21 protein-coding genes are annotated in these 21240 nt (G+C 72.7%); 20 read left to right on the forward strand and 1 reads right to left on the reverse strand.

What is annotated here, in order from left to right:
• Positions 1-283 precede the first annotated feature (283 nt).
• Positions 284-2605: a hypothetical protein gene (locus tag MNY62_RS17790; RefSeq protein ID WP_242345577.1), complete on the reverse strand. Its 2322-nt coding sequence runs from the start codon at positions 2603-2605 to the stop codon at positions 284-286.
• 219 nt (positions 2606-2824) lie between these two features.
• Here MNY62_RS17790 and MNY62_RS17795 point away from each other — a divergent pair, with 219 nt between their 5' ends.
• The 20 genes from MNY62_RS17795 (at position 2825) to MNY62_RS17890 (ending at position 21213) form a co-directional block, all read left to right on the forward strand.
• A complete protein-coding gene (locus MNY62_RS17795) occupies positions 2825-3472 on the forward strand; it encodes a response regulator (protein WP_242345539.1) in 648 nt (215 codons plus the stop codon).
• 188 nt (positions 3473-3660) lie between these two features.
• Positions 3661-4221, forward strand: a complete 561-nt coding sequence (locus MNY62_RS17800) for a YceD family protein (RefSeq protein ID WP_242345540.1) — start codon at positions 3661-3663, stop codon at positions 4219-4221.
• A gap of 31 nt (positions 4222-4252) precedes the next feature.
• Positions 4253-4432, forward strand: coding sequence for a 50S ribosomal protein L32 (rpmF, locus tag MNY62_RS17805; RefSeq protein ID WP_242345541.1), 180 nt, complete (start codon positions 4253-4255; stop codon positions 4430-4432).
• A 6-nt stretch (positions 4433-4438) separates the two neighbouring features.
• Positions 4439-5521, forward strand: coding sequence for a phosphate acyltransferase PlsX (gene plsX, locus MNY62_RS17810; RefSeq protein WP_242345542.1), 1083 nt, complete (start codon positions 4439-4441; stop codon positions 5519-5521).
• 14 nt (positions 5522-5535) lie between these two features.
• Positions 5536-6516, forward strand: coding sequence for a beta-ketoacyl-ACP synthase III (locus MNY62_RS17815; RefSeq protein ID WP_242345543.1), 981 nt, complete (start codon positions 5536-5538; stop codon positions 6514-6516).
• Positions 6517-6535: 19 nt separating this feature from the next.
• Complete coding sequence (gene fabD / locus MNY62_RS17820; RefSeq protein WP_242345544.1) at positions 6536-7477, forward strand: ACP S-malonyltransferase; 942 nt, start codon at positions 6536-6538, stop codon at positions 7475-7477.
• 11 nt (positions 7478-7488) lie between these two features.
• Positions 7489-8238 (forward strand): 3-oxoacyl-[acyl-carrier-protein] reductase, encoded by a 750-nt coding sequence (gene fabG, locus MNY62_RS17825; RefSeq protein WP_242345545.1) that lies wholly within the window; start codon positions 7489-7491, stop codon positions 8236-8238.
• Positions 8239-8291: 53 nt separating this feature from the next.
• Positions 8292-8534 (forward strand): acyl carrier protein, encoded by a 243-nt coding sequence (gene acpP, locus MNY62_RS17830; protein ID WP_012097538.1) that lies wholly within the window; start codon positions 8292-8294, stop codon positions 8532-8534.
• A 69-nt stretch (positions 8535-8603) separates the two neighbouring features.
• A complete protein-coding gene (gene fabF / locus MNY62_RS17835; RefSeq protein ID WP_242345546.1) occupies positions 8604-9845 on the forward strand; it encodes a beta-ketoacyl-ACP synthase II in 1242 nt (413 codons plus the stop codon).
• 166 nt (positions 9846-10011) lie between these two features.
• Entirely contained in the window at positions 10012-10455 is a 444-nt protein-coding gene (rpiB, locus tag MNY62_RS17840; RefSeq protein WP_242345547.1) for a ribose 5-phosphate isomerase B, read from the forward strand.
• Positions 10456-10500: 45 nt separating this feature from the next.
• The gene (locus MNY62_RS17845; protein WP_242345548.1) at positions 10501-11754 is read left to right on the forward strand and encodes a serine hydroxymethyltransferase; all 1254 of its coding nucleotides are present in this window, start codon (positions 10501-10503) and stop codon (positions 11752-11754) included.
• A gap of 57 nt (positions 11755-11811) precedes the next feature.
• A complete protein-coding gene (gene nrdR / locus MNY62_RS17850) occupies positions 11812-12300 on the forward strand; it encodes a transcriptional regulator NrdR (RefSeq protein ID WP_242345549.1) in 489 nt (162 codons plus the stop codon).
• A complete protein-coding gene (gene ribD, locus MNY62_RS17855) occupies positions 12297-13502 on the forward strand; it encodes a bifunctional diaminohydroxyphosphoribosylaminopyrimidine deaminase/5-amino-6-(5-phosphoribosylamino)uracil reductase RibD (RefSeq protein WP_242345550.1) in 1206 nt (401 codons plus the stop codon). The genes nrdR and ribD overlap by 4 nt, the downstream gene beginning before the upstream one ends.
• Positions 13503-13514: 12 nt before the next feature.
• A complete protein-coding gene (locus tag MNY62_RS17860) occupies positions 13515-14162 on the forward strand; it encodes a riboflavin synthase (RefSeq protein WP_242345551.1) in 648 nt (215 codons plus the stop codon).
• Positions 14159-15436, forward strand: coding sequence for a bifunctional 3,4-dihydroxy-2-butanone-4-phosphate synthase/GTP cyclohydrolase II (locus MNY62_RS17865; protein ID WP_242345552.1), 1278 nt, complete (start codon positions 14159-14161; stop codon positions 15434-15436). The genes MNY62_RS17860 and MNY62_RS17865 overlap by 4 nt, the downstream gene beginning before the upstream one ends.
• Positions 15433-15924, forward strand: a complete 492-nt coding sequence (gene ribH / locus MNY62_RS17870; RefSeq protein ID WP_242345553.1) for a 6,7-dimethyl-8-ribityllumazine synthase — start codon at positions 15433-15435, stop codon at positions 15922-15924. The genes MNY62_RS17865 and ribH overlap by 4 nt, the downstream gene beginning before the upstream one ends.
• Before the next feature lie 2 nt (positions 15925-15926).
• The gene (nusB, locus tag MNY62_RS17875) at positions 15927-16358 is read left to right on the forward strand and encodes a transcription antitermination factor NusB (RefSeq protein ID WP_242345554.1); all 432 of its coding nucleotides are present in this window, start codon (positions 15927-15929) and stop codon (positions 16356-16358) included.
• Positions 16359-16372: 14 nt separating this feature from the next.
• On the forward strand, positions 16373-16954 hold the full coding sequence (locus MNY62_RS17880; protein ID WP_242345555.1) for a macro domain-containing protein: 582 nt from the start codon (positions 16373-16375) through the stop codon (positions 16952-16954).
• Positions 16955-17137: 183 nt separating this feature from the next.
• Entirely contained in the window at positions 17138-19675 is a 2538-nt protein-coding gene (gene mprF, locus MNY62_RS17885; protein ID WP_242345556.1) for a bifunctional lysylphosphatidylglycerol flippase/synthetase MprF, read from the forward strand.
• Complete coding sequence (locus tag MNY62_RS17890) at positions 19672-21213, forward strand: AcvB/VirJ family lysyl-phosphatidylglycerol hydrolase (protein ID WP_242345557.1); 1542 nt, start codon at positions 19672-19674, stop codon at positions 21211-21213. Before mprF ends, MNY62_RS17890 begins: the two co-directional genes overlap by 4 nt.
• Positions 21214-21240 lie beyond the last annotated feature (27 nt).

Consider the following 21240-nt stretch of genomic DNA (forward strand, 5'->3'; position numbering starts at 1 on the left):
CCTCGACCTCGACCTCGACCTCGACCTCGACCTCGACCTCGACCTCGACCTCGACCTCGACCTCGACCTCGACCTCGACCTCGACCTCGACCTCGACCTCGACCTCGACCTCGACCTCGACCTCGACCTCGACGCCGCGAGCCGTTCATTCGTCGAGCCCGCTCGCCCTGATCCTGTGTCGAAGGGCGAGCGGTCCATCGAGCCCGGAGCCGATCCCCCAAAGACAACGGCCGCCCGCGCCGGAGCGCGAGCGGCCGCCTGGCCTACCGATTCCTGTGCGTCGCTAGCCGATCGGCGCGCAGACGCAGTTCATGCCGGTCGTCGGGTCGCAGCGCTGCGTCTTGTTCGCGCTGTTCACGCAGACGCCATTGCAGCAGCCCGCGGTCGGAGTACACGCCGCGTCGAGCGGCGCGCACACCGAGGGGTTCACGCACGAGCAGCTCGTGCCGTCCACGCACGCCTGCGACGGGTTCGAGGTGACGCGGCACGAAGCGCCCGTCTCGCAGCAGAGCGGGTTCTGCGTCGTGCACGCCGTCCCCGTCGCCTGGCAGGCGAGCTCCTCGCAGACGCTCGACGTCGCGTTGCAGGTCAGGCCCGTGCAGCACGCCAGGGTCGGCGAGCACGGCTGCATGACGCCCCCGCACGACGGAGCGGGCGGGGCGCACAGGCCTGCGGTGCAGACCTCGTTCGGCGCGTTGCAGCAGTCCCCGTCGGCGTTGCACGACTGACCCGAGCCCGAGCACGTCGGCTCGCTGTAGGGCACCTTGCACGTGCCGCTCGTCTGGCCGGAGGGGACGTCGCAGGCGAGCCCGCTGCAGCAGTCCGCGTCGACCGTGCAGGACGTATCGACCGGGCGGCAGATGCTGCACGTGCCCTGATCGCAGGTGGCCCCGGAGCAGCACTGGCCGGTGCTCGTGCACCCGCCGCCGGTCGTCACGCACTGGCCGCCGTTGCCCGTGGAGTCCGTGCAGACGTTGCCGATCTCCGCGATGAACTGGCAGGTGGTTCCCTCGCAGCAGCTCGTGTCACCCGTGCCGGTGCACGCGGTCCCGCGCGGCTTGCACGAGGTGGCCGGCTCCGCGCAGCGCAGCACGCCCTGGGCGTCCGGCGTGCACGGGGCGCCGCCGCAGCACTGGTCGCGGAACTGGCAGACGGCGCCGGGGTCGATGCAGCAGAGCGGGTTCGACCCGTCGTAGCCATCCGGGCAGTTCGTCCCGGTGCCACCGCCCGGCGGAGAGCCGAAGCAGCGCGGGATCGCGTTCATGTCGAGCTTGCAGACGATCTTGCCGCTGCCGGTGAAGTCGCCCGGGACGCAGCAGTTCTGCGAGGCGTTGTCACCGAAGGCGCCGCAGATGTTGCCCGGCGGATTGCAGCTCGTGCCGTTCGTGCACGTGCGGTCGTTCTTCGAACTCGTGTCGAACTCGGGCGCGGCGGGGTTCTTGCCGGTGCCGCCCGGCCCGGTCCCCAGCCCGTCGCAATAGACGCCGTAGGGGCTCGTGACGGTCCCGGGTGCGGTCGGATCGGACCCGCCGCAGCACGAGCCCGTCGAGTCGCAGAAGTCACCCGTCATGCGGCAGCCGCCGGCGGGCTGGCACACCGTCGTGCCGCTCCCGAGGTCGACGCAGCGTCGCGTGCAGCAGTTCGTGGGGCCGTCACACGGGACGCCGTCCTGGGTGCAGCCGCCCGCCGGCGGGACGCACCGCCCCGCAGCGCCGCCCGAGGCGCTGCACATGCCCGAGCAGCAGTCGTCGCCGCGCGTGCAGATGTCGCCCGGAGCGTGGCAGGTGTACGCCGGGATGCACGTGCCGCCCTGGCAGTTGCGCGAGCAGCAGTCGAGGCTGCTCGTGCACGCCTCGGCCAGCGTGCGGCACGTGTAGCTCGTGCCGCCCGACCCGAGGGCGGTGCACGTCCCGTCGGTGCCCAGCGTCTTGGAGCAGCACTGCGAGGCGCTCGCGGCGGGGGATCCCGCCTGCACGCACGTCGTGCCGTCGCAGGTGCCGCCCACGCACTTCAGGGAGCAGCACTCGCCGTCGGCCGCGCAGGCCGCGTCGGGCGCCTTGCAGAACTTGGAGGAGGTGCACTGGCCCGAGGCGCACACGCCGGAGCAGCAGGCCGTGTCATCGGCGCAGGTCTCGCCGCCCTGGTGACAGGCGGCGACAGGAGGCTGGGCACATTTACCGTTCGTGCAGGTTCCGGAGCAGCACTCGGTCGCGCTCGCGCACGCCGCCGCCAGCGGGATGCACTCGGTCGAAGATTCGACGCACAGGCCGGACGCGCAGTGGTTCGAGCAACAATCTCCGGCGCCCGTGCACGTCTCTCCGAGCGGGTTGCACTGGGCGAGCGGGCCGCAGACACCGCCCGGACACGCGCCCGAGCAGCAGTCGCTCGGCGTTGCGCACGTGTTGCCGTCCGGCGCGCACGAGTCCGGCACGCAGACGCCGGCGCCGCCGCACGTCGAGCCGGAGCAGCAGTCGGATGGAGCCGTGCAGGCGGCGTCGAGTCCCTTGCACGAGGTACCGCCGCCGCTGCTGCCCGAGCTGCAGGCGAGCATGATTGAAGTGAGGGCAGCGACGAGCAGCCCGAGCCGAGCGTGTCCGCTTCGCATGAAAGCCTCCTGGACGACCAGGCGAGCAACCTGACACAGCTCGGCGGAGATTTCCATTTGGTAACAGGTACTTCCGTGTGCGGACGGGTGGGCAATGGGTCCCCAGGGTGCCATCTCGGCGGGGGGGTGGGTTTCTTGACCCCCTGCGCGCCGGGCTGCTACTGATGGACCGATTTCCGGACGGTGGAGCATTCCACCTCCGCGCGAAGGTGGGGGAGCATGGCTATCCGGGCGATCGCGGTCGAGGACGACGAGGCGGTCTCGAGGCTCATCGCGCAGGTCCTCACATCGCACGGCTTCGAGGTCTGCGGCACCGCGGCGACCGGAGAGGACGGGGTGGCGCTCGCCAGGCGGGAGAAGCCCGACGTGGCGCTCGTCGACCTGGGCCTCCCCAAGATGAGCGGCGAGGACGTGATCGCGACGATTCGCCACGAGCTCCCCAAGACCGCCTGCATCGCGCTCACGGCCGTCGACATCCCCGCTCGCGTGCTCAACGCGATGCGCGCGGGCGCGGCGGGCTACATCCTGAAGCCCTTCCACGCCGCCGAGCTCGCGCGCGCGGTCGAGGACGTGCTGACCGGCGACGCCGCGCCGATCAGCCCGCGCGCCGCGAAGGTGCTGCTCTCGGAGCTGCGCGGCGATCCGCCGGACCAGAAGGCGAAGGACGGCCCGGCGCTCTCGAAGCGGGAGCTCGAGGTCCTCCAGCTCCTCGTGCACGGCCACACCTACGCCGACGTGGCGCAGGCGCTGGGGATCGCCGAGGGCACGGTCCAGACCTACGTGAAGCGGATCTACGAGAAGATGGACGTTTCCACGAAGGCCGAGGCGGCCCTCCTCGCCGTCGCACGCGGCCTCGTGAAGCCCTGATCACGGGCTCCCGCCCGGAGGATCGACCCGCGCGCCGCGATGAAGAAGGCTCGCGCGGGGGTTAAGTACGACGTCTCCTTCGGGCGAGAAGGGGCGGCGAACGGTGCGCGGCGTGGCCCGGCGCGCCTTGACTTCGCCTGATCGACCCCTATAATGAGGCCCTTTTTTGGTCTCAGGAAGCATTGTAAATGCGCGTCAACATTGACGAAATCAAGGAGGCCGGACTCCGGCGGAGCTGGGACGTGACCCGCGAGCAGGTCGACGAGATGGTGGCGGGAGAACGCGCGGGATATCGCGCGCGTGGCCCTGCGCACGTGGAGGCGAAGCTCGACAAGATCGAGCGGCGCGTCCGCATCGACGGGCACGCGAAGGCCGAGCTCTCGGCGGCGTGCGGCCGCTGCCTCGGCCCCATCTCCATCGACGTCCCGGTCGACTTCGAGGTCACGCTCGTCCCGTCGAACGAGTACGGCGACGAGGCGCGCGACGCGAAGGACTCGAACACCGGCCCGACCGCCGGGAGCTTCGCGCTGGACCAGGCGGAGGAGGACACGTACTCGGGCAAGGTCATCGAGCTCGACCCGATCCTCCGCGAGCAGCTCCTCCTCGCGCTGCCGGGCTATCCGGTGTGCGGCGAGGGCTGCAAGGGACTCTGCCCCGTGTGCGGGGCCAATCTGAACGATCGCGAGTGCGGCTGCGATCGCCACGTTCCGGATCCGCGCTGGGCGGGTCTCAAGAACGTGAAGCTTTAAGCGGTCGCACGAGAAGCCAAAGGAGCACGCCGTGGGTGTCCCGAAGAAGCGTACGAGCAGCATGCGGCGCGACCGTCGTCGCGCGGCCAACTTCAAGATCCAGGTCGCGAACGTCACGAAGTGCCCGAAGTGCAAGGAGCCCGTGCTCTCGCACCGCGCCTGCCCGGCCTGCGGGACGTACAAGGGCGAGCAGATCACCGAGGCGACGTAAGCCCCGATGGTCGAGAAGATCGCGCCCGTCGCCGTGGATGCGATGGGGGGCGACCACGCCCCGGGCGCGATCGTACAAGGTGCCATTAACGCAGCGCGTAAGGGGCTGGCCGTCATCCTGGTCGGCCCCGAGGCGCGCGTGCGTGAGGAGCTCGCTCGCCACCGCGCTGGGCAGGCGCTGCCGATCGAGGTGCACCACGCAGGCGAGGTGGTCGAGATGCACGACCACCCCGGCCAGGCGATGCGCCGCAAGCGCGACAACTCCATCCGCGTCTGCTTCGAGCTCGTGAAGGCGGGCAAGGCGAGCGCGATGGTGTCGGCGGGTAACTCCGGCGCGGTGATGGCGGGCGCGATCCTCGTGCTCGGCCGGCCGGAAGGCGTGGAGCGGCCGGCGATCATCTCGGTCCTGCCCGCGCTGAAGGGCGCCTCGATCCTGCTCGACATGGGCGCGGTGGTGGACTGCAAGCCCATCCACCTCGTGCAGTTCGCGCTCATGGGCGAGGTCTACGCGCGGCGCGTGGTCGGCGTGGCCCGCCCGAAGGTCGCCGTCCTCGCGAACGGCGAGGAGGACTCGAAGGGCACCGACCTCACCCGCGCCGCCGCGGCGGCGCTCCGGCACGCGCCCATCCAGTTCGTCGGCTACTGCGAGGGGCGCGACCTCCTCACCGGCGAGGTGGACGTCATCGTCACCGACGGCTTCACCGGCAACGTCGCGCTGAAGACCATGGAGGGCACCGCCAAGGTCGTCGGCGAGTACCTGAAGCGCGCGCTCCGCTCGACGGCGGTATCGACCCTCGGCGGCCTCCTCTCGAAGACCGCGCTCGACGGGATGAAGAAGCGCCTCGACTGGCGCGAGGTGGGGGGCGCGCCGCTCGTGGGCGTGAACGGCGTCGGCTTCATCTCCCACGGCCGCTCCGACGCCCTGGCCATCGAGAACGCCATCCGCCGCGCCCGCGACGCGGCCCGCACCCACTTCACCGACGAGATCGCCCGCGCGGTCGCGCCCGCGGAGGCGCTCCTCGAAGGGGCCGCCGCGCGCGTCGAGAAGGCGTCCACCCCTCCGCGCCGCGCCTCGTCGCACGACGCCTGATCCGAAAGGTAGAGATGCGCTCGTACATCGCCGGCACCGGCTCCTACACGCCCGATAAGGTCCTCACGAACCGGGACCTCGAGAAGATGGTCCAGACGAGCGACGACTGGATCGTCGAGCGGACCGGCATCCGGGAGCGGCACATCGCGGCGCCCGAGGAGGCGACGAGCGACCTCGCGGTGAAGGCGGCGATCCGCGCGCTCGAGGCCGCCGCGCTCGATCCCAAGGACGTCGAGGCGATCATCCTCGGCACGGTGACGCCCGACTACCCGTTCCCGTCCACGGCGGCGGTGCTCCAGGGGCGGCTCGGCAACAAGAAGGCGTTCGCGTTCGACCTGTCCGCCGCCTGCGCGGGCTCGCTCTACGCGCTCTCGGTCGCCGACCGGTTCGTCGCGAGCGGCGCCGTGAAGAACGCGCTCGTCGTCGGCGCCGACACGCTCACGCGCATCACCGACTGGACGGACCGCAACACCTGCATCCTCTTCGGCGACGGCGCGGGCGCCATGGTGCTGAAGCCGAGCGACGATCCGAAGCGCGGCATCCTCACGACCCGCCTCCACACCGACGGCTCGCTCGTGCCGATCCTGCTCCAGCCGGGCGGCGGGTCGCGCGACCCCATCTCGGAGAAGGTCCTCCGCGAGAAGTCGCACTTCGTGAAGATGAACGGCCGCGAGGTGTTCAAGATCGCGGTGCGCGCGCTCGAGGACAGCTGCCGCGAGGTGCTCGCCGCCGAGCAGCTCACCACCGACGACGTGACCTACGTCATCGCGCACCAGGCCAACAAGCGGATCCTGGACGCGACCCTCTCGCGGCTCGAGATCCCCGCCTCGAAGTGCTGGATGAACCTCGAGAAGTACGGCAACACCTCGGCGGCCAGCGTCCCCATGACGTTCGACGAGGCGAACCGCGCCGGCTGGTTCAAGACCGGCGACGTGATCCTGATGATGGCGATCGGCGGCGGCATGGCGTGGGGCGCCAGCGTCGTCCGGTGGTAGGCGAGGAGACCGCACGAAGATGGGCAAGCTCGCGTTCGTCTTTCCCGGCCAGGGGTCGCAGGCCGTGGGCATGGGGAAGGATCTCCACGACCGGTTCCCGGAGGCGCGCGCCGTGTTCGAGGCGGTCGACGCCGCGCTCGGCGAGCGGCTCTCCGCGCTCTGCTTCGAGGGACCGGAGGATCGGCTCCGCCTCACCGCCAACACCCAGCCCTCGATCCTGACCGTCTCGGCGGCGGCGGCGGCGGTGCTCGCGGCGCGGGGGATCGCGCCCGACCTCGTGGCGGGGCACTCGCTCGGCGAGTACTCCGCGCTCGTGGCGGCGGGCGCGTGCGGCGCCGCCGAGGCCGCGACGGCGGTCCGCGCGCGCGGCACGTTCATGCAGGAGGCGGTGCCGGCGGGGCAGGGCGCGATGAGCGCGGTCCTCGGCCTCGACCCGGCGAAGGTGCGGGAGATCTGCGCCGCGGTGGCCGCCGAGACGGGCGAGGTCGTCTCGCCCGCGAACTACAACGAGCCCGCCCAGACCGTCATCGCCGGCGCCGCGGGCGCGGTGGAGAAGGCCGGCGTGCGCCTCAAGGAGGCGGGGGCGAAGCGCGTGCTGCCGCTCCCCGTGTCCGCCCCCTTCCACTCCGCGCTCATGGCGCCCGTGAAGGCGCGGCTCGAGCCGGTGCTGCGGGCGATCCCCTGGGCGGCGCCGCGCTGCCCGGTGGTGACGAACGTCGAGGCGAAGCCGAACGCGGAGGCGGCGCGCGTCGTGCCGCTGCTCGTCGAGCAGGTGACCGCGCCGGTGCGCTGGATCGAGTGCGTCGAGGAGCTGGCGCGGCAGGGCGTCACCCGCATCGTCGAGGTCGGCCCGGGGAAGGTCCTCTCCGGCCTGGCGAAGCGCATCGACAAGTCCCTCGAGGTGTGGAACGTCGAGGACGGCGCGTCGCTCGAGAAGACGCTCGCCGCGCTGCAGGCGTGAGAGGAGAGGGGATGTTCGACTTCACCGGGAAGACCGCGCTCGTCACGGGCGCCTCGCGCGGCATCGGCCGCGCCATCGCCGTCGCGCTCGCGAAGGGCGGCGCGAGCGTGGCGCTCAACTACGCCGGCAACGAGGCCGCCGCGGCCGAGGCGCTCGAGCTCGTCCAGCGGGCGGGCGCGCCGAGGGCGAAGCTCTACCGGTTCGACGTCGCCGATCCCGCCGCGTGCAACCAGGCGGTCGAGGACGTGGTCGCGGACCTCGGCGGGCTGCACGTGCTCGTGAACAACGCGGGCATCGCGGTGGACCAGCTCGTCATGCGCGTCAAGGACGAGGACTGGAACCGGCAGCTCCAGGTGAACCTCACCGGCGCGTTCAACCTCACCCGCGCCGTCACGCGGCCGATGATGAAGGCGCGCGGCGGGGCGATCGTCAACCTCACCTCGGTGGTCGGCGAGATGGGCAACGCCGGCCAGGCCGCCTACGCGGCGACGAAGGCCGGGCTCATCGGGCTCACGAAGTCCGTCGCGCGCGAGCTCGCCTCGCGCAACGTCCGCGTGAACGCGGTGGCGCCGGGCTACATCGAGACGGACATGACCGCGGCGCTGCCGGAGGCCGCGAAGACGAAGTTGCAGGAGCTCATCCCGCTCGCGCGGCTCGGGACCGCGGAGGACGTCGCGAACGCGGTCGCCTTCCTCGCGAGCGATCTGGCGTCGTACGTGACCGGTGAGGTCCTGCGGGTCAACGGCGGCATGTACATGTAGCCTCGCCACGAGGGCGCGGCTCTTCAACGGCATCACAACCAGGAGGACGGAACATGACCACGGCGAACGTCGAGCAGAAGGTGAAGAACATCATCGCGGACCAGCTGGGCGTCGGCGAGGACGAGATCAAGATCACCTCGAGCTTCATCGAGGACCTCGGCGCCGACTCGCTCGACATCGTCGAGCTCGTCATGGCGATGGAGGAGGAGTTCGAGGTCGAGATCCCGGACGAGGAGGCGGAGAACATCAAGACCGTCCAGGACGCGGTGAACTACATCACGACGCACAAGAAGTAGAGGCAGGCCGGGGACCCCGGGCCTCCGCGCCCGGGGCGCAGCTCAAGTTTCTCTATCGAGGTGAACAGCATGACCAGGCGCCGTGTCGTCGTCACCGGGCTCGGTCTCGTCTCCCCCGTCGGCATCGGGGTTGACGAGTCGTGGGCCGCGCTCGTCGCGGGGAAGAGCGGCATCGGACCGATCACCCTGTTCGACGCGTCCACCTTCCCCACCCGCATCGCGGGCGAGGTGAAGGGCTTCGATCCGACGAAGTTCATGGATCGCAAGGAGGCGCGGCGCAACGACCGCTTCATCCAGTTCGCGCTCGCCGCGGCCGACATGGCGATGAAGGACGCCGGCCTCGACATGGCGAAGGAGGACCCCGAGCGGTTCGGCGCCATCGTCGGCGCCGGCATCGGCGGCCTCGGCACCATCGAGGAGGAGCACAAGATCTTCCTCGAGAAGGGCGTCCGGAAGATCGGGCCCTTCTTCATCCCGAGCCTCATCATCAACCTCGCGCCCGGGCAGATCAGCCTGAAGTACGGGATGAAGGGTCCGAACTTCTCGCCCGTGTCCGCCTGCGCGACCGGCAACCACTCGATCGGCGACGCGACGCTCTACATCGAGCGCGGCCTCGCCGACGTGATGATCACCGGCGGCTGCGAGGCGACCATCACCCCGCTCGGCATCGGCGGGTTCTGCGCGGCCCGCGCGCTGTCCGAGCGCAACGACGCCCCGGAGAAGGCGAGCCGGCCCTTCGACAAGGACCGCGACGGCTTCGTCGCCGGCGAGGGCTCGGGCCTCCTCATCCTGGAGGAGTACGAGCACGCCCGGCGCCGCGGCGCGCGGATCTACGCCGAGGTGGTGGGCTACGGCGCGAGCGCCGACGCGAACCACATCACCTCGCCCGCCCCCGAGGGCGAGGGCGGCCAGCGCGCGATGCGCATGGCGCTCGGCGACGCCGGGATCTCCCCCGACCAGGTGGGCTACGTGAACACGCACGGCACCTCGACGCCGCAGGGCGACGTCGCGGAGTGCCAGGCGATCTCGAAGGTGTTCGGCGAGCACGCGAAGAAGGGCCTCATGGTGTCGTCGACGAAGTCGATGACGGGGCACCTGCTCGGCGCGGCCGGCGGGCTCGAGGCCGTGGTGTCCGTGCTCGCGATCGCGCGGGGCGTCCTGCCGCCGACGATCAACGTCGAGCAGCAGGATCCGCAGTGCGCGCTCGACGTCATCCCGAACCACGCGCGCGAGGCCCGGATCGACTACGCGATGTCGAACTCCTTCGGGTTCGGCGGCACCAACGCGGTGCTGCTCTTCAAGCGCGTGTAGTGATCGAACGGGGGGACTGGCGTCCCTCTCCGTCGCTCCGCGACGGGGCCCCTCCCTGCGGATTGCCGTCGGGCGAGCGAGCGCCCGGCGGCAGCCCCGCCCCGACGAGAGGGGGCGACGGCGGGCGGTCGGTCGTGGAAGAATGCCGCCCCTTCCGGAGGACTCCATGGCGGAACGTGTGATCGCGGGTTCGGACCACGCAGGGCTTTCGCTCCGCGCCGAGGCCGTGAAGGTGGCCCGCGAGGCGGGGTACGAGGTCGAGGACCTCGGCCCGTTCTCCGGCGAAAGCGTCGACTACCCGGACTACGCGCGGCGGGTCGCCGAGGCGGTGTCGTCGGGCGGCGCGCGGCTCGGGATCCTCGTGTGCGGCACCGGCATCGGGATGTCGATCGCGGCGAACAAGGTCAAGGGGGCGCGCGCGGCGCACTGCGCCTCGGAGTACGAGGCGCGCATGGCGCGGCTCCACAACGACGCGAACGTCCTCTGCGTCGGGGAGCGGGTCGTCGGCCTCGGGCTCGGCGCCGCGATCGTGAAGGCTTTCCTCGAGACGCGCTTCGAGGGCGGCCGCCACGAGCGGCGCGTCCAGAAGCTGAAGGACATGGAAAAGTAGGCAGCGGGGCGGTATGTACGCCGCTCGCCCGAGGAGATCTTTCAGATGATGCCGACGAAGCCCCTGGCCGAGGCCGATCCGCAGATCGCGCAGCTCATCCGCGAAGAGACCCGCCGCCAGGCGGAGGGGCTCGAGCTCATCGCGAGCGAGAACTTCGTCTCGCCCGCGGTGATGGAGGCGATGGGGTCGACCCTCACGAACAAGTACGCCGAGGGGTACCCCGGCAAGCGCTACTACGGCGGCTGCGAGGTCGTCGACAAGGTCGAGCAGCTCGCCATCGACCGCGCGAAGCAGCTCTTCGGCGCCGATCACGCGAACGTCCAGCCGCACTCGGGCTCGCAGGCCAACATGGCGGCGTACTTCGCGCTCGCCGTGCCCGGGGACACCGTCCTCGCGATGAGCCTCAACTTCGGCGGGCACCTCACCCACGGCTCGCCGGTGAACTTCTCCGGCAAGCTCTTCAAGATCGTCCCCTACGGCCTCAGGCAGGGGGACGAGACGATCGACATGGACGAGGTCGCGCGCCTCGCCCGCGAGCACCGGCCCAAGGTCCTCATGGTCGGCGCGAGCGCCTACCCGCGCACGCTCCACTTCGACCGGTTCGCCGAGATCGCCCGCGAGGTCGGCGCGGCGATGGTGGTGGACATGGCCCACATCGCGGGGCTCGTCGCGGCGGGGCTCCACCCGAGCCCGGTCCCGCACGCCGAGATCGTCACCTCCACGACGCACAAGACGCTGCGCGGCCCGCGCGGCGGGCTCATCCTGACCCGCGAGGCGCACGCGAAGACCCTCAACTCGCAGATCTTCCCGGGCATCCAGGGCGGGCCGCTCGAGCACGTCATCGCCGCGAAGGCGGTCGCGTTCCACGAGGCGCTGCAGCCGAGCTTCAAGGAGTACCAGCGGCGCATCCTCGACAACGCGCAGGCGCTCGCGGAGGGGCTCAAGAAGGCGGGCCTGCGGCTCGTCTCCGGCGGCACCGACAACCACCTCATGCTCGTCGACCTCCGCCCGAAGAAGCTCACCGGCAAGATCGGCGAGGAGGCGCTCGGCAAGGCCGGGATCACCGTGAACAAGAACATGATCCCGTGGGATCCCGAGAAGCCGATGACGACCTCGGGCATCCGCGTCGGCACCCCCGCGCTCACGACCCGCGGGATGGGCCCGGGCGAGATGACGACCGTGGCCGCGCTCATCGGCCGCGTGCTCGACGCGCCCGCCGACGAGAAGGTGCTCGCCGCGGTGCGCGGCGACGTGCGCGCGCTCTGCGCGCAGTTCCCGATGTACCAGGACCGTTCGTAGGGTTCCCCGCGCGGGCGGCCGGTCGCGGCGAGCCGCGCGGTGCCCGCGGAGACGCCGATGCGCTGCCCATGGTGCGGACACCTCGAGGATCGGGTCGTCGACTCGCGCGAGGCGCAGGAGGGGCAGGCGACCCGGCGCCGGCGGGAATGCCTGGGGTGCGCCCGGCGGTTCACGACCTACGAGCGGATCGAGGAGATCCTGCCGCACGTCGTGAAGAAGGACGGCCGGCGCGAGCCCTTCGACCGCAAGAAGATCGTCGAGGGCGTCTCGCGGGCGTGCCAGAAGCGCCCGGTCTCCGCGGAGCAGATCGAGGCGCTCGTCGCGGGCGTCGAGCGCCAGGTCCAGGAGCTCGGCGAGCGCGAGATCCGCACCGTCGCGATCGGCGAGGCGGTGATGCAGCGCCTGCGGAAGCTCGACGAGGTGGCTTACGTCCGGTTCGCGTCGGTGTACCGCGCGTTCCGCGACGTCGGGGAGTTCATGACGGAGCTCGAGGGGCTCGCCCGCAGGGAGCCGGGCTCCAAGCCGGGAGGAGAGGGGACGCGATGAGCCGGGTCGCCGCCGGCGGCCGCCGGACGCCGGCGCGCCGCGCCCCCCGCCCCGCCGCGCGCGCCGCCCGCTTCGATCGCGAGGAGGCCGAGCGCTTCATGGGCGTCGCGCTGCGCGAGGCGGAGAAGGGGCTCGGTCGAACGAGCCCGAACCCGGCCGTCGGCGCCGTGCTCGTGAAGAACGGCCGGGTCGTCGCCCGCGGCCATCACTCCCGGGCGGGCGGTCCGCACGCCGAGGTGGTCGTGCTCCGCGCCGCCGGCGCGCGCGCGCGCGGCGCCGACCTCTACACGACCCTCGAGCCGTGCGACCACTTCGGCCGTACGCCGCCCTGCTCGGTCGCGGTGATCGAGGCGGGCGTCCGCCGCGTCGTCGTCGGCTCGGCGGACCCCAACCCCCTCGTGAACGGGAAGGGGATCGCGCGCCTCCGGGCGGCCGGCGTCGAGGTCGTGGACGGCGTGCTCCGGGACGCCTGCGACGAGCTCAACGCGCACTGGTTCACCTACATCACCGAGCGGCGCCCGCACGTGACGCTCAAGGCGGCGGTCACGCTCGACGGCAAGATCGCGACGCGGACGGGCGACGCGCGCTGGGTGACGGGCGAGGCTGCGCGGCACTGGGTGCACCGGCTGCGCGACCGGGTCGACGCGGTGCTGGTGGGGAGCGGGACCGCCCGCGCGGACGACCCCCGCCTCACGACGCGCCTCGCGGGCGGGCGCGGCCGCGATCCGCTCCGCGTGGTGCTCGACACCGATCTCTCCCTCCCCAGGGACCTGAACCTCTTCCGGCAGCGCTCCGCTGCAAAGACCCTCGTCGCGCACGCGTCGTCGCGCACCCGCGAGCTCGGCCGCAACGTCGAGCTCCTCCGCTGCAAGCGGGGCGCGGGCGGGATCGACCTCAAGGACCTGCTCGCCCGGCTCGCCGCGCGCGGGGTGACGCACCTGCTCGTCGAGGGCGGGGCGCGGGTCCACGCGCGCTTCCTCGAGGATGGCCTCGTCGATCGCGTCGCGATCTTCGTCGCCCCGAAGATCGCCGGCGGCGACGGCATCCCGCTCGTCGCAGGGCGCGGGCCGGCGCGGATGGCGGACGCGCTGTCGCTCGCCGAGGTCCGGGTCGAGCGGGTGGGAGACGACGTGCTCGTGACCGGGATCCCCTCGCGCCGTGGCCCGCGTGGCCTGTTGGCGAAAAACCCCCGGCGGGGCTAGGATTCGCCGCGAATGTTCACCGGTCTCGTCGCGGACTTAGGCGTTGTGGAGGCCATCCTGCCCCGGCAGGGCGGCGCTCGCCTGACCGTCCGTCCGCGGTCGCTTCCCGTCGACGCGCTCGTGCTCGGCGAGAGCATCGCCTGCTCGGGCGCGTGCCTCACCGTGGTCGAGCGCGGCGCCGGCCGCGTGTCGTTCGACGCCGTCCCCGAGACGCTCGCGCGGACGACGCTCGGCGGGTGGCGCCCCGGCACGACCCTGAACCTCGAGCGCGCGCTCGCGGTGGGCGAGCGGCTCGGCGGGCACCTCGTGCAGGGGCACGTCGACGCCGTGGGCGAGGTCCTGCAGCGCCGGCCGGAGGGGCAGGGGGCGCGGCTCACGATCTCGCTGCCCCCGGCCATCGCGCCGCTCGTGGCGGAGAAGGGCTCCATCGCGGTGGACGGGGTGTCGCTCACGGTCGCGGCGGTGTCGCGCGACCGGTTCGAGGTTGCCCTCATCCCCGAGACGCTCGCGCGCACGACGCTCGGCGAGGCGGGGCCGGGGACGAAGGTGAACCTGGAGGCGGACGTCATCGCGCGGCACGTCGCGCGGCTGCGCGAGTTCGAGGGGCCCAGCGCGGCCGACCTCGCGCGCTGGGGCTACGGCACGGGGAGCGGACAGTGAAGGACCACGCGGCGCACGCCGTGGAGCGAGTGGAGCGGGCGATCGCCCACATCCGCGCGGGCAAGCTGGTGATCCTCACCGACGACGAGGACCGCGAGAACGAGGGCGATCTCTGCATGGCCGCGGAGAAGGCCACGCCCGCCGCCGTGAACTTCATGGCGAAGTACGGGCGCGGGCTCATCTGCCTGTCGCTCACGGAGGAGAAGGTCCGCGCCCTGCGCCTCCCGCTCATGGTGGACGAGAGCGCGAACTCCTCCTCGTTCGGTACGGCGTTCACGGTGTCGATCGAGGCGAAGGAGGGCGTCTCCACCGGGATCAGCGCGAAGGACCGGGCCCACACGATCCTCACCGCGGTGCGCGACGACGCGCGCCCCGAGGACCTCGCCCGGCCCGGTCACGTCTTCCCGCTGCGCGCGCGCAAGGGCGGCGTCCTCGTCCGCGCCGGCCAGACCGAGGGCTCCGTGGATCTCGCCCGGCTCGCGGGGATGAAGCCCGCGGGCGTCATCTGCGAGGTGATGAACGACGACGGCACGATGGCGCGGATGCCCGAGCTCGAGAAGCTCTCCGCCGAGCACGATCTGCCCATCGTCTCGGTCGCGGACCTCATCTCCTACCGGATGCTGAAGGACACGCTCGTCCGGCGGGCCGCGGACGCGCCGCTCCCGACCGAGTACGGCGAGTTCCGGGCGGTCGCGTACGAGAACGACGTCGACCGGCACCAGCACGTCGCGCTCGTGAAGGGGAAGTGGCGCCCGGGCGAGGCGGTGCTCGTGCGCGTGCACTCGAAGTGCCTCACCGGCGACGTGTTCGGGAGCGAGCGCTGCGACTGCGGCCCGCAGCTCCAGGCGGCCCTGCGCCAGATCGAGCGCGCCGGGAAGGGCGTCCTGCTCTACCTCGACCAGGAGGGGCGCGGGATCGGGCTCGCGAACAAGCTCAAGGCCTACAACCTCCAGGACGAGGGGTACGACACCGCCGAGGCGAACGTGCGGCTCGGCTTCAAGCCGGACCTGCGCGACTACGGCATCGGCGCGCAGATCCTCCGCGACCTCGGCGTGCGGAAGATGCGGCTGCTCACGAACAACCCGAAGAAGATCATCGGGCTCGAGGGCTACGGCCTCGAGGTCCTGGAGCGCGTGCCCATCGAGATGCCCGCCACTCGCCGCAACCGCGCGTACCTCATCACCAAGCGGGACAAGATGGGCCACCTCCTCACGCTCGCGCCGCCGGCGCCGGCGCGGAAGACGGCGTCCCGCGCGAAAGGAAGGAAGCGATGAACTTCTACGAGGGCTCGCTCGTCGCGACCGGCCTGAAGGTCGGGATCGTGGTCGCGCGGTTCAACTCGCTCGTCACCGAGCAGCTGCTGCTCGGCGCGGCCGACGCGCTCCGGCGCCACGGCGTGAAGGACGGCGACATCGACGTGTTCCGCTGTCCTGGGACGTTCGAGCTGTCGGCGCTGCTCCGGCGCATCGCGCGGAGCGGACGCTACGACGCGGTCGTCGCGCTCGGCGCGGTGATCCGGGGCGGCACGCCGCACTTCGAGTACGTGGCCGGCGAGGCGACGAAGGGCGTCGCGCAGGTCGCGCTCGAGGCGGAGTGCGCGGTCTCGATGGGGATCCTCACCTGCGACACCATGGAGCAGGCGCTCGAGCGCGCCGGCGTGAAGGCCGGAAACAAGGGCGCCGAGGCGGCCGTCGCGGCCATCGAGCAGGCGAACGTGCTGCGGGAGACGGGGAAGGTCCCGTCGCCGCGCCGGACGGAGTGAACGTGTCGCTGAAGCGGACGAGGGCGCGCGAACGCGCGTTGCAGGCGCTGTACCAGATCGACGTCGCCGCCGAGGGCATCGATGACGCGCTCGCGCGGTTCTGGAAGAGCTTCGAGCCGGTGGAGCGCGAGGTGATGGAGCTCGCCGAGGGGTTCGTGCGCGGGGTGGCCGCGCACCGCCGGACCCTCGACGACGCCATCGAGCGGGTCTCGACCCACTGGCGACTCGATCGCATGGCGAAGGTGGACCGGAACGTGCTGCGGCTCGCGGTGTACGAGCTCCTCGAGACGGACGTGCCGATCAAGGTGGCCATCAACGAGGCCATCGAGCTCGGCAAGAAGTACGGCTCCGAGAGCTCGGGCGCGTTCGTGAACGGCGTCCTCGACAAGATTGCCGCCGGGCTCCCGCCCGAGCGGCGCCGGGCAGACCGGTAGGAGAAGGGATCGGCGTGGCGCTGAAGATCGAGGTGGCGGACCTGGGGCTCCCGGCGATCGACGCGCTCGACGTGGACGCCGTCGGCGTCTTCGTCGGGCCGGAGCGGCCGCTGCAGGGGCTCGCGGGCTTCATCGACTGGCGCATGTGCGGCGCCATCTCGCGCACGATCCGGAACGAGCTGTTCCACGCCGGCCGCGGCGAGGCGCTCCTCCTGCCCACCGGGGGCCGGATGGCGCCGGGGCGGCTGTTCTGCTTCGGGCTGCCGGAGGTCCCGCTCGCGCCCGAGGCGTTCCTGCAAGCCGCGCGCGGCGGGCTCGAGGCGCTCGCCCGGGCCGGCAGCGAGGCGTTCGCCGTCGCCATGCCCCCGCTCGCCGGCGGCGACGCCGCGCTCGCGGCCCGGCTCTGGCTCGAGGCGAGCCTCTCGCGGCCCGTGCGGCGGCAGGTGCTCCTCGGCGACGCGCGCCAGCTCCAGCGGGAGCTCTCCACGGCGCGCAACACGCTCGCGGTCGAGGTCGAGGTCATCGCCCCGCCCTCGCGGGTCGAGATGCCGCGGCGCGCGCGCGCGCTGCCGCACGTGGGCGGCGTCCTGCGCTGACGTCGCGCCGCCCAGGCAGGCGTGAGGTGCCCTTCCCGAGCTCGACCGCCAGCCGGGAAGCGTGACTCCGACGCCGCACGCCCCGACGCGGATGTTGAAGGGCGCGCGAATACCCAGTGTCATCCTGTGATGGATGCGCGCATGGGCGGGCCAGGCGGGGCCGCTCCGACATGGCACGGACAGATGCGCGAGCGCGTGGGCCGGATCGCTGCGGGGGTGCTCCCGCCGCTGCTCCTCGCGGCGGCGGCGTGGTCGCTCCACGCGGAGTTGCGCGGGTTCCACCTCCGGGACGTCGAGCGCGGGCTCTCGGCGCTGCCGCGCGCGGCCGTCGCGGCCGCCGCCGCGGTCACGCTCGCCGACTACCTGCTGCTGGGTGCGTACGATCTCCTCGCGCTGCGCTACGCCGGCCGCCGGCTCCCGTACGGGCGCGTGGCGTTCACCTCGTTCATCGCCTACGCGTTCGGGAACAACGTGGGCTTCGCGCTCCTGTCCTCGAGCTCGGTGCGGTTCCGGCTCTACTCCCAGTGGGGCCTCGCCCCGGCGGAGATCGCGAAGGTGGTGGGCTTCACCGCGGCCCAGCTCTGGGCGGGGCTCTTCCCGCTCCTCGGGATCGCGCTCCTCTCCGGGGCCCCGGTGCCGCTCCCGCCGGCCGTCGCGCGCGTTCTTGGCGTCGCGGCGCTGGCGATCACCGGTGTGTACCTCGTGCTCGCGGCGCGCCGGCGTGAGCTCGGGATCCGCGGGACCGTGGTGCGGCTGCCCTCGCTGCCGCTCGCCGCCGCCCAGGTGGCGGTGTCCGCGGCGGACTGGGTGCTGGCCGCGGTCGTCCTGCACCTGCTCCTGCCCTCGACGTCGCCGCTCTCGCTCGCCGGGCTCGTCGGGCTGTTCGTCGCGGCGCAGGTGGCGGGGCTCGCCTCCCAGCTCCCCGGCGGCGTGGGCGTGTTCGACGCGATCGTGCTCGCGGCGCTCACGCCCGCGGTGCCCGCGCCGCAGGTGCTGTCGAGCCTCGTCGCGTACCGGCTCATCTACTATCTCGGGCCCTTCGTCCTCGCCTTCGCGCTCCTCGCGGTGAACGAGATCGTCGTCCGGCGCGAGCGCCTGGGCCGCGTGCTGCGGGGCGCGCACGCCTCGTTCGCGCCCGTCGTCCCCTGGCTCGCGGCCGCGGGGAGCATGATCGCGGGCGCGGTGCTGCTCGTGTCGGGCGCGACGCCCGCCGAGGCCGAGCGGCTCCACCTCCTGCGGCGCACCGTGCCGCTCGCGCTCCTCGAGGGGTCGCACCTCATCGGCAGCCTCGTCGGCACGGCGCTCCTCCTGCTCGGCCGCGCGCTCGCTCGCCGCCTCGACGGAGCGTGGGTGCTCGCCGTCGCGCTCCTCGCGACGGGCGCGGTCGCCTCGCTCGCGAAGGGGCTCGACTGGGAGGAGGCGTCGCTGCTCACGGCGCTCCTCCTCGCGCTCTTGCCGTTCCGGAGGCAGTTCTACCGGCGCAGCGCGCTCCTCGACGTGCCGCTGTCCGCGGGCTGGATCTCCGCGGTGCTCGTCGTCATCGCCGCCTCGATCTGGATCGGCTTCTTCTCGTACCGCCACGTGGACTACTCGCGCGACCTCTGGTTCGACTTCGCCTTCCACGCCGACGCCCCGCGCTTCCTCCGCGCCTCGGTGGTCGGCGTCTGCGCCGTCGTCCTCTATGGCGTCGTGCGGCTCATGCACCCCACGCCGCCCGAGCCCGCGCCGCCGGGTGAGGCGGAGCTCGCGCGGCTCCGTCCGATCGTGGACGGGGCGGAGGACTCGACCGCGCACCTCGCGCTGCTCGGCGACAAGCCGATCCTCTTCGGCGAGGACGGGGCGTCGTTCCTCATGTACGCGGTGGAGGGGCGGACCTGGTGCTCGATGGGCGACCCCATCGGCTCGAAGCGCGCGGCGACGGAGCTCGCGTGGCGCTTCCGGGAGCTCTCGGATCGGCACGGCGGCCGGGCCTGCTTCTACCAGGTCGGCCCGGGCGCGCTGCCGCGCTACCTCGACCTCGGCCTCGCGATCTACCGGCTCGGCGAGGAGGCGATCGTGCCGCTTCCCACGTTCTCGCTGGATGGTCCGGAGCGGAGACCGCTGCGCCAGGCGTTCAGCCGCGCCGAGCGCGACGGGCTCTCGTTCGAGCTCGTCCCGGCGGAGCGCGTCCCCCCCTTGCTCCCCGAGCTCCGGCGCATCTCCGCCGCGTGGCTCGCCGACCGGAGCACGCGGGAGAAGGGCTTCTCGCTCGGCTACTTCGACGAGCGCTATCTGCGGGAGGGTCCGGTCGCGCTCGCGCTCCTCGACGGCCGCCCCGTCGCCTTCGCGAACGTCTGGGCGGGGACGGCCAGGGCGGAGCTGTCGGTGGACCTCATGCGCCACGTCGCCGATGCGCCGCGCTCGACCATGGACTTCCTCTTCGTGTCGCTCATGCGCTGGGGACGCGCCCAGGGCTACGAGGCGTTCAACCTGGGGATGGCGCCGTTCTCTGGGCTCGAGGATCGGATGCTCGCGCCGCTCTGGATGCGGCTCGGGGCCCGCCTCTACCGCCACGGCGAGTATTTCTACAACTTCCAGGGACTGCGTCAGTACAAGGAGAAGTTCGCCCCGGAGTGGCGACCGCGCTTCCTGGCCGCGCCGGGAGGCTTCCGGCTGCCGCTCGTGCTCACGAACGTGGCGGCGCTCGTCTCGCGCGGGCTGAAAGGCGTGGTGTCCCGATGATCCCGCTCGTCCTCGCCGTGCTGCTCGGAGCGGGCGCGCCAGCGTCACGGCCGGCGGCCAGCCCGCCGTCCTCACGCACCCTCGAGCTGCGGGGCATCGGGACCGTCCACGTCAGCGCGCCGGAGGGCAGGCCTCGGCGCGCCGTGATCCTCCTCTCCGGCGAGGGCGGGGACGATCATGAGCTTCAGGCGCTCGCGGACGCGCTCGCCGCCGGCGGCTCGCTGGTGCTCGCGGTCGACACCCCGGGCTACCTCGCGCGCCACCGCGCGCGCCACTGCGCCTACCCTGCGGGGGACCTGGAGTCGCTCGCGCAGCACGTCGAGAAGGAGCTCGGGCTCGAGGAGTACGTGCGGCCGTTCCTCGTCGGGCACTCGCAGGGCGCCGCGGCGGTGTGGGCCGCCCTGGCGCAGGCGCCCGAGGGCACGTTCGCGGGGGCGGTCGCGCTCGCGCCGTGTGCCGAGAAGCCGCTCGGCGTGCCGCTCTGTGCGGGCGCGGGGCCAGCGCCGCGCAGCACGCCCCAGGGCGACCTGCCCGCTGACGGCGCCCGTCCGAGCGCGCCGCTCGCGATCGTCGCCGGGGCGGACGACCGCGCCTGCCCGGCGGCGAGCGCGCAAGCGTTCGGGCGCGGCCGGGCGCTCGCGGTGACGGTCCTCCCGAAGGCCGCTCATTCGCTCGTGCCGGTCTCGACCTGGGCCGCCGCCACGGAGGCCGAGCTCGAGCGCATCGAGGCGCATGGGCAGGCCGCCGGGGTGGCGGCGCAGTCCGCGCCTGGAGCCGGAACGCCCGCCACGCCGCCGGGTGCGACGGCGCCGGCCGGAGCCGGGGCCAGCCCGGCCGCACCCCCGCCGCAAGCGACCGCGGCGGCCCCCGCGGGCCCCGACGTGAAGAACCTCCCCCTCGTCGAGGTCCCTGCGGCGAAGCCCGGCCCGCGGCTCGCGGTGCTCCTCACGGGCGACGGCGGCTGGGTCGGGCTCGACAAGGGGATGGGCCGTGCGCTCTCGGACGCCGGCGTCGGGGTGGTCGGGCTCGACTCGCTCCGCTACTTCTGGCGGCGGCGCTCCCCCGAGGAGACCGCGGCGGACGTCGCGCGGATCTTCGCGCACTACCGCGCCGCGTGGGGCCGGAGCGAGCTCGTCCTCATCGGCTACTCACGCGGCGCCGACATCGTGCCCTTCATCGCCACGCGCCTCCCACCAGACCAGCGCGCCGCGCTGAAGCTCGTCGCGATGCTCGGTCCGCAGACCTTCGCAGAGTTCGAGGTCCACATGGTGGACCTGTTCTCGTCGGTCCGGAGGAGCGCGGCGACGTCGACCGAGGCAGCCGTGCGCGCCTCGGGAGGCGCCACGCGGTTCCTGTGCTTGCAGGGCGCGGACGAGAGCGACAGCCTGTGCCCGCACCTCGTGGACCTGCCCTGGGTCGCCCGGGTCGTGCTCCAGGGCGGGCACCACTTCGATCGCGACTACGCGAACCTCGCGCGCATCGTGAACGACGCCGCGAGCGGGGCCTCTCCGGGCTCGGGCGGCTCGCCGTCCCCATGATCTGGAGGGGCCGCGCCGGCGCGGTCA

It is taken from the genome of Anaeromyxobacter terrae, from assembly GCF_022690685.1.
Lineage (GTDB): Bacteria > Myxococcota > Myxococcia > Myxococcales > Anaeromyxobacteraceae > Anaeromyxobacter > Anaeromyxobacter terrae.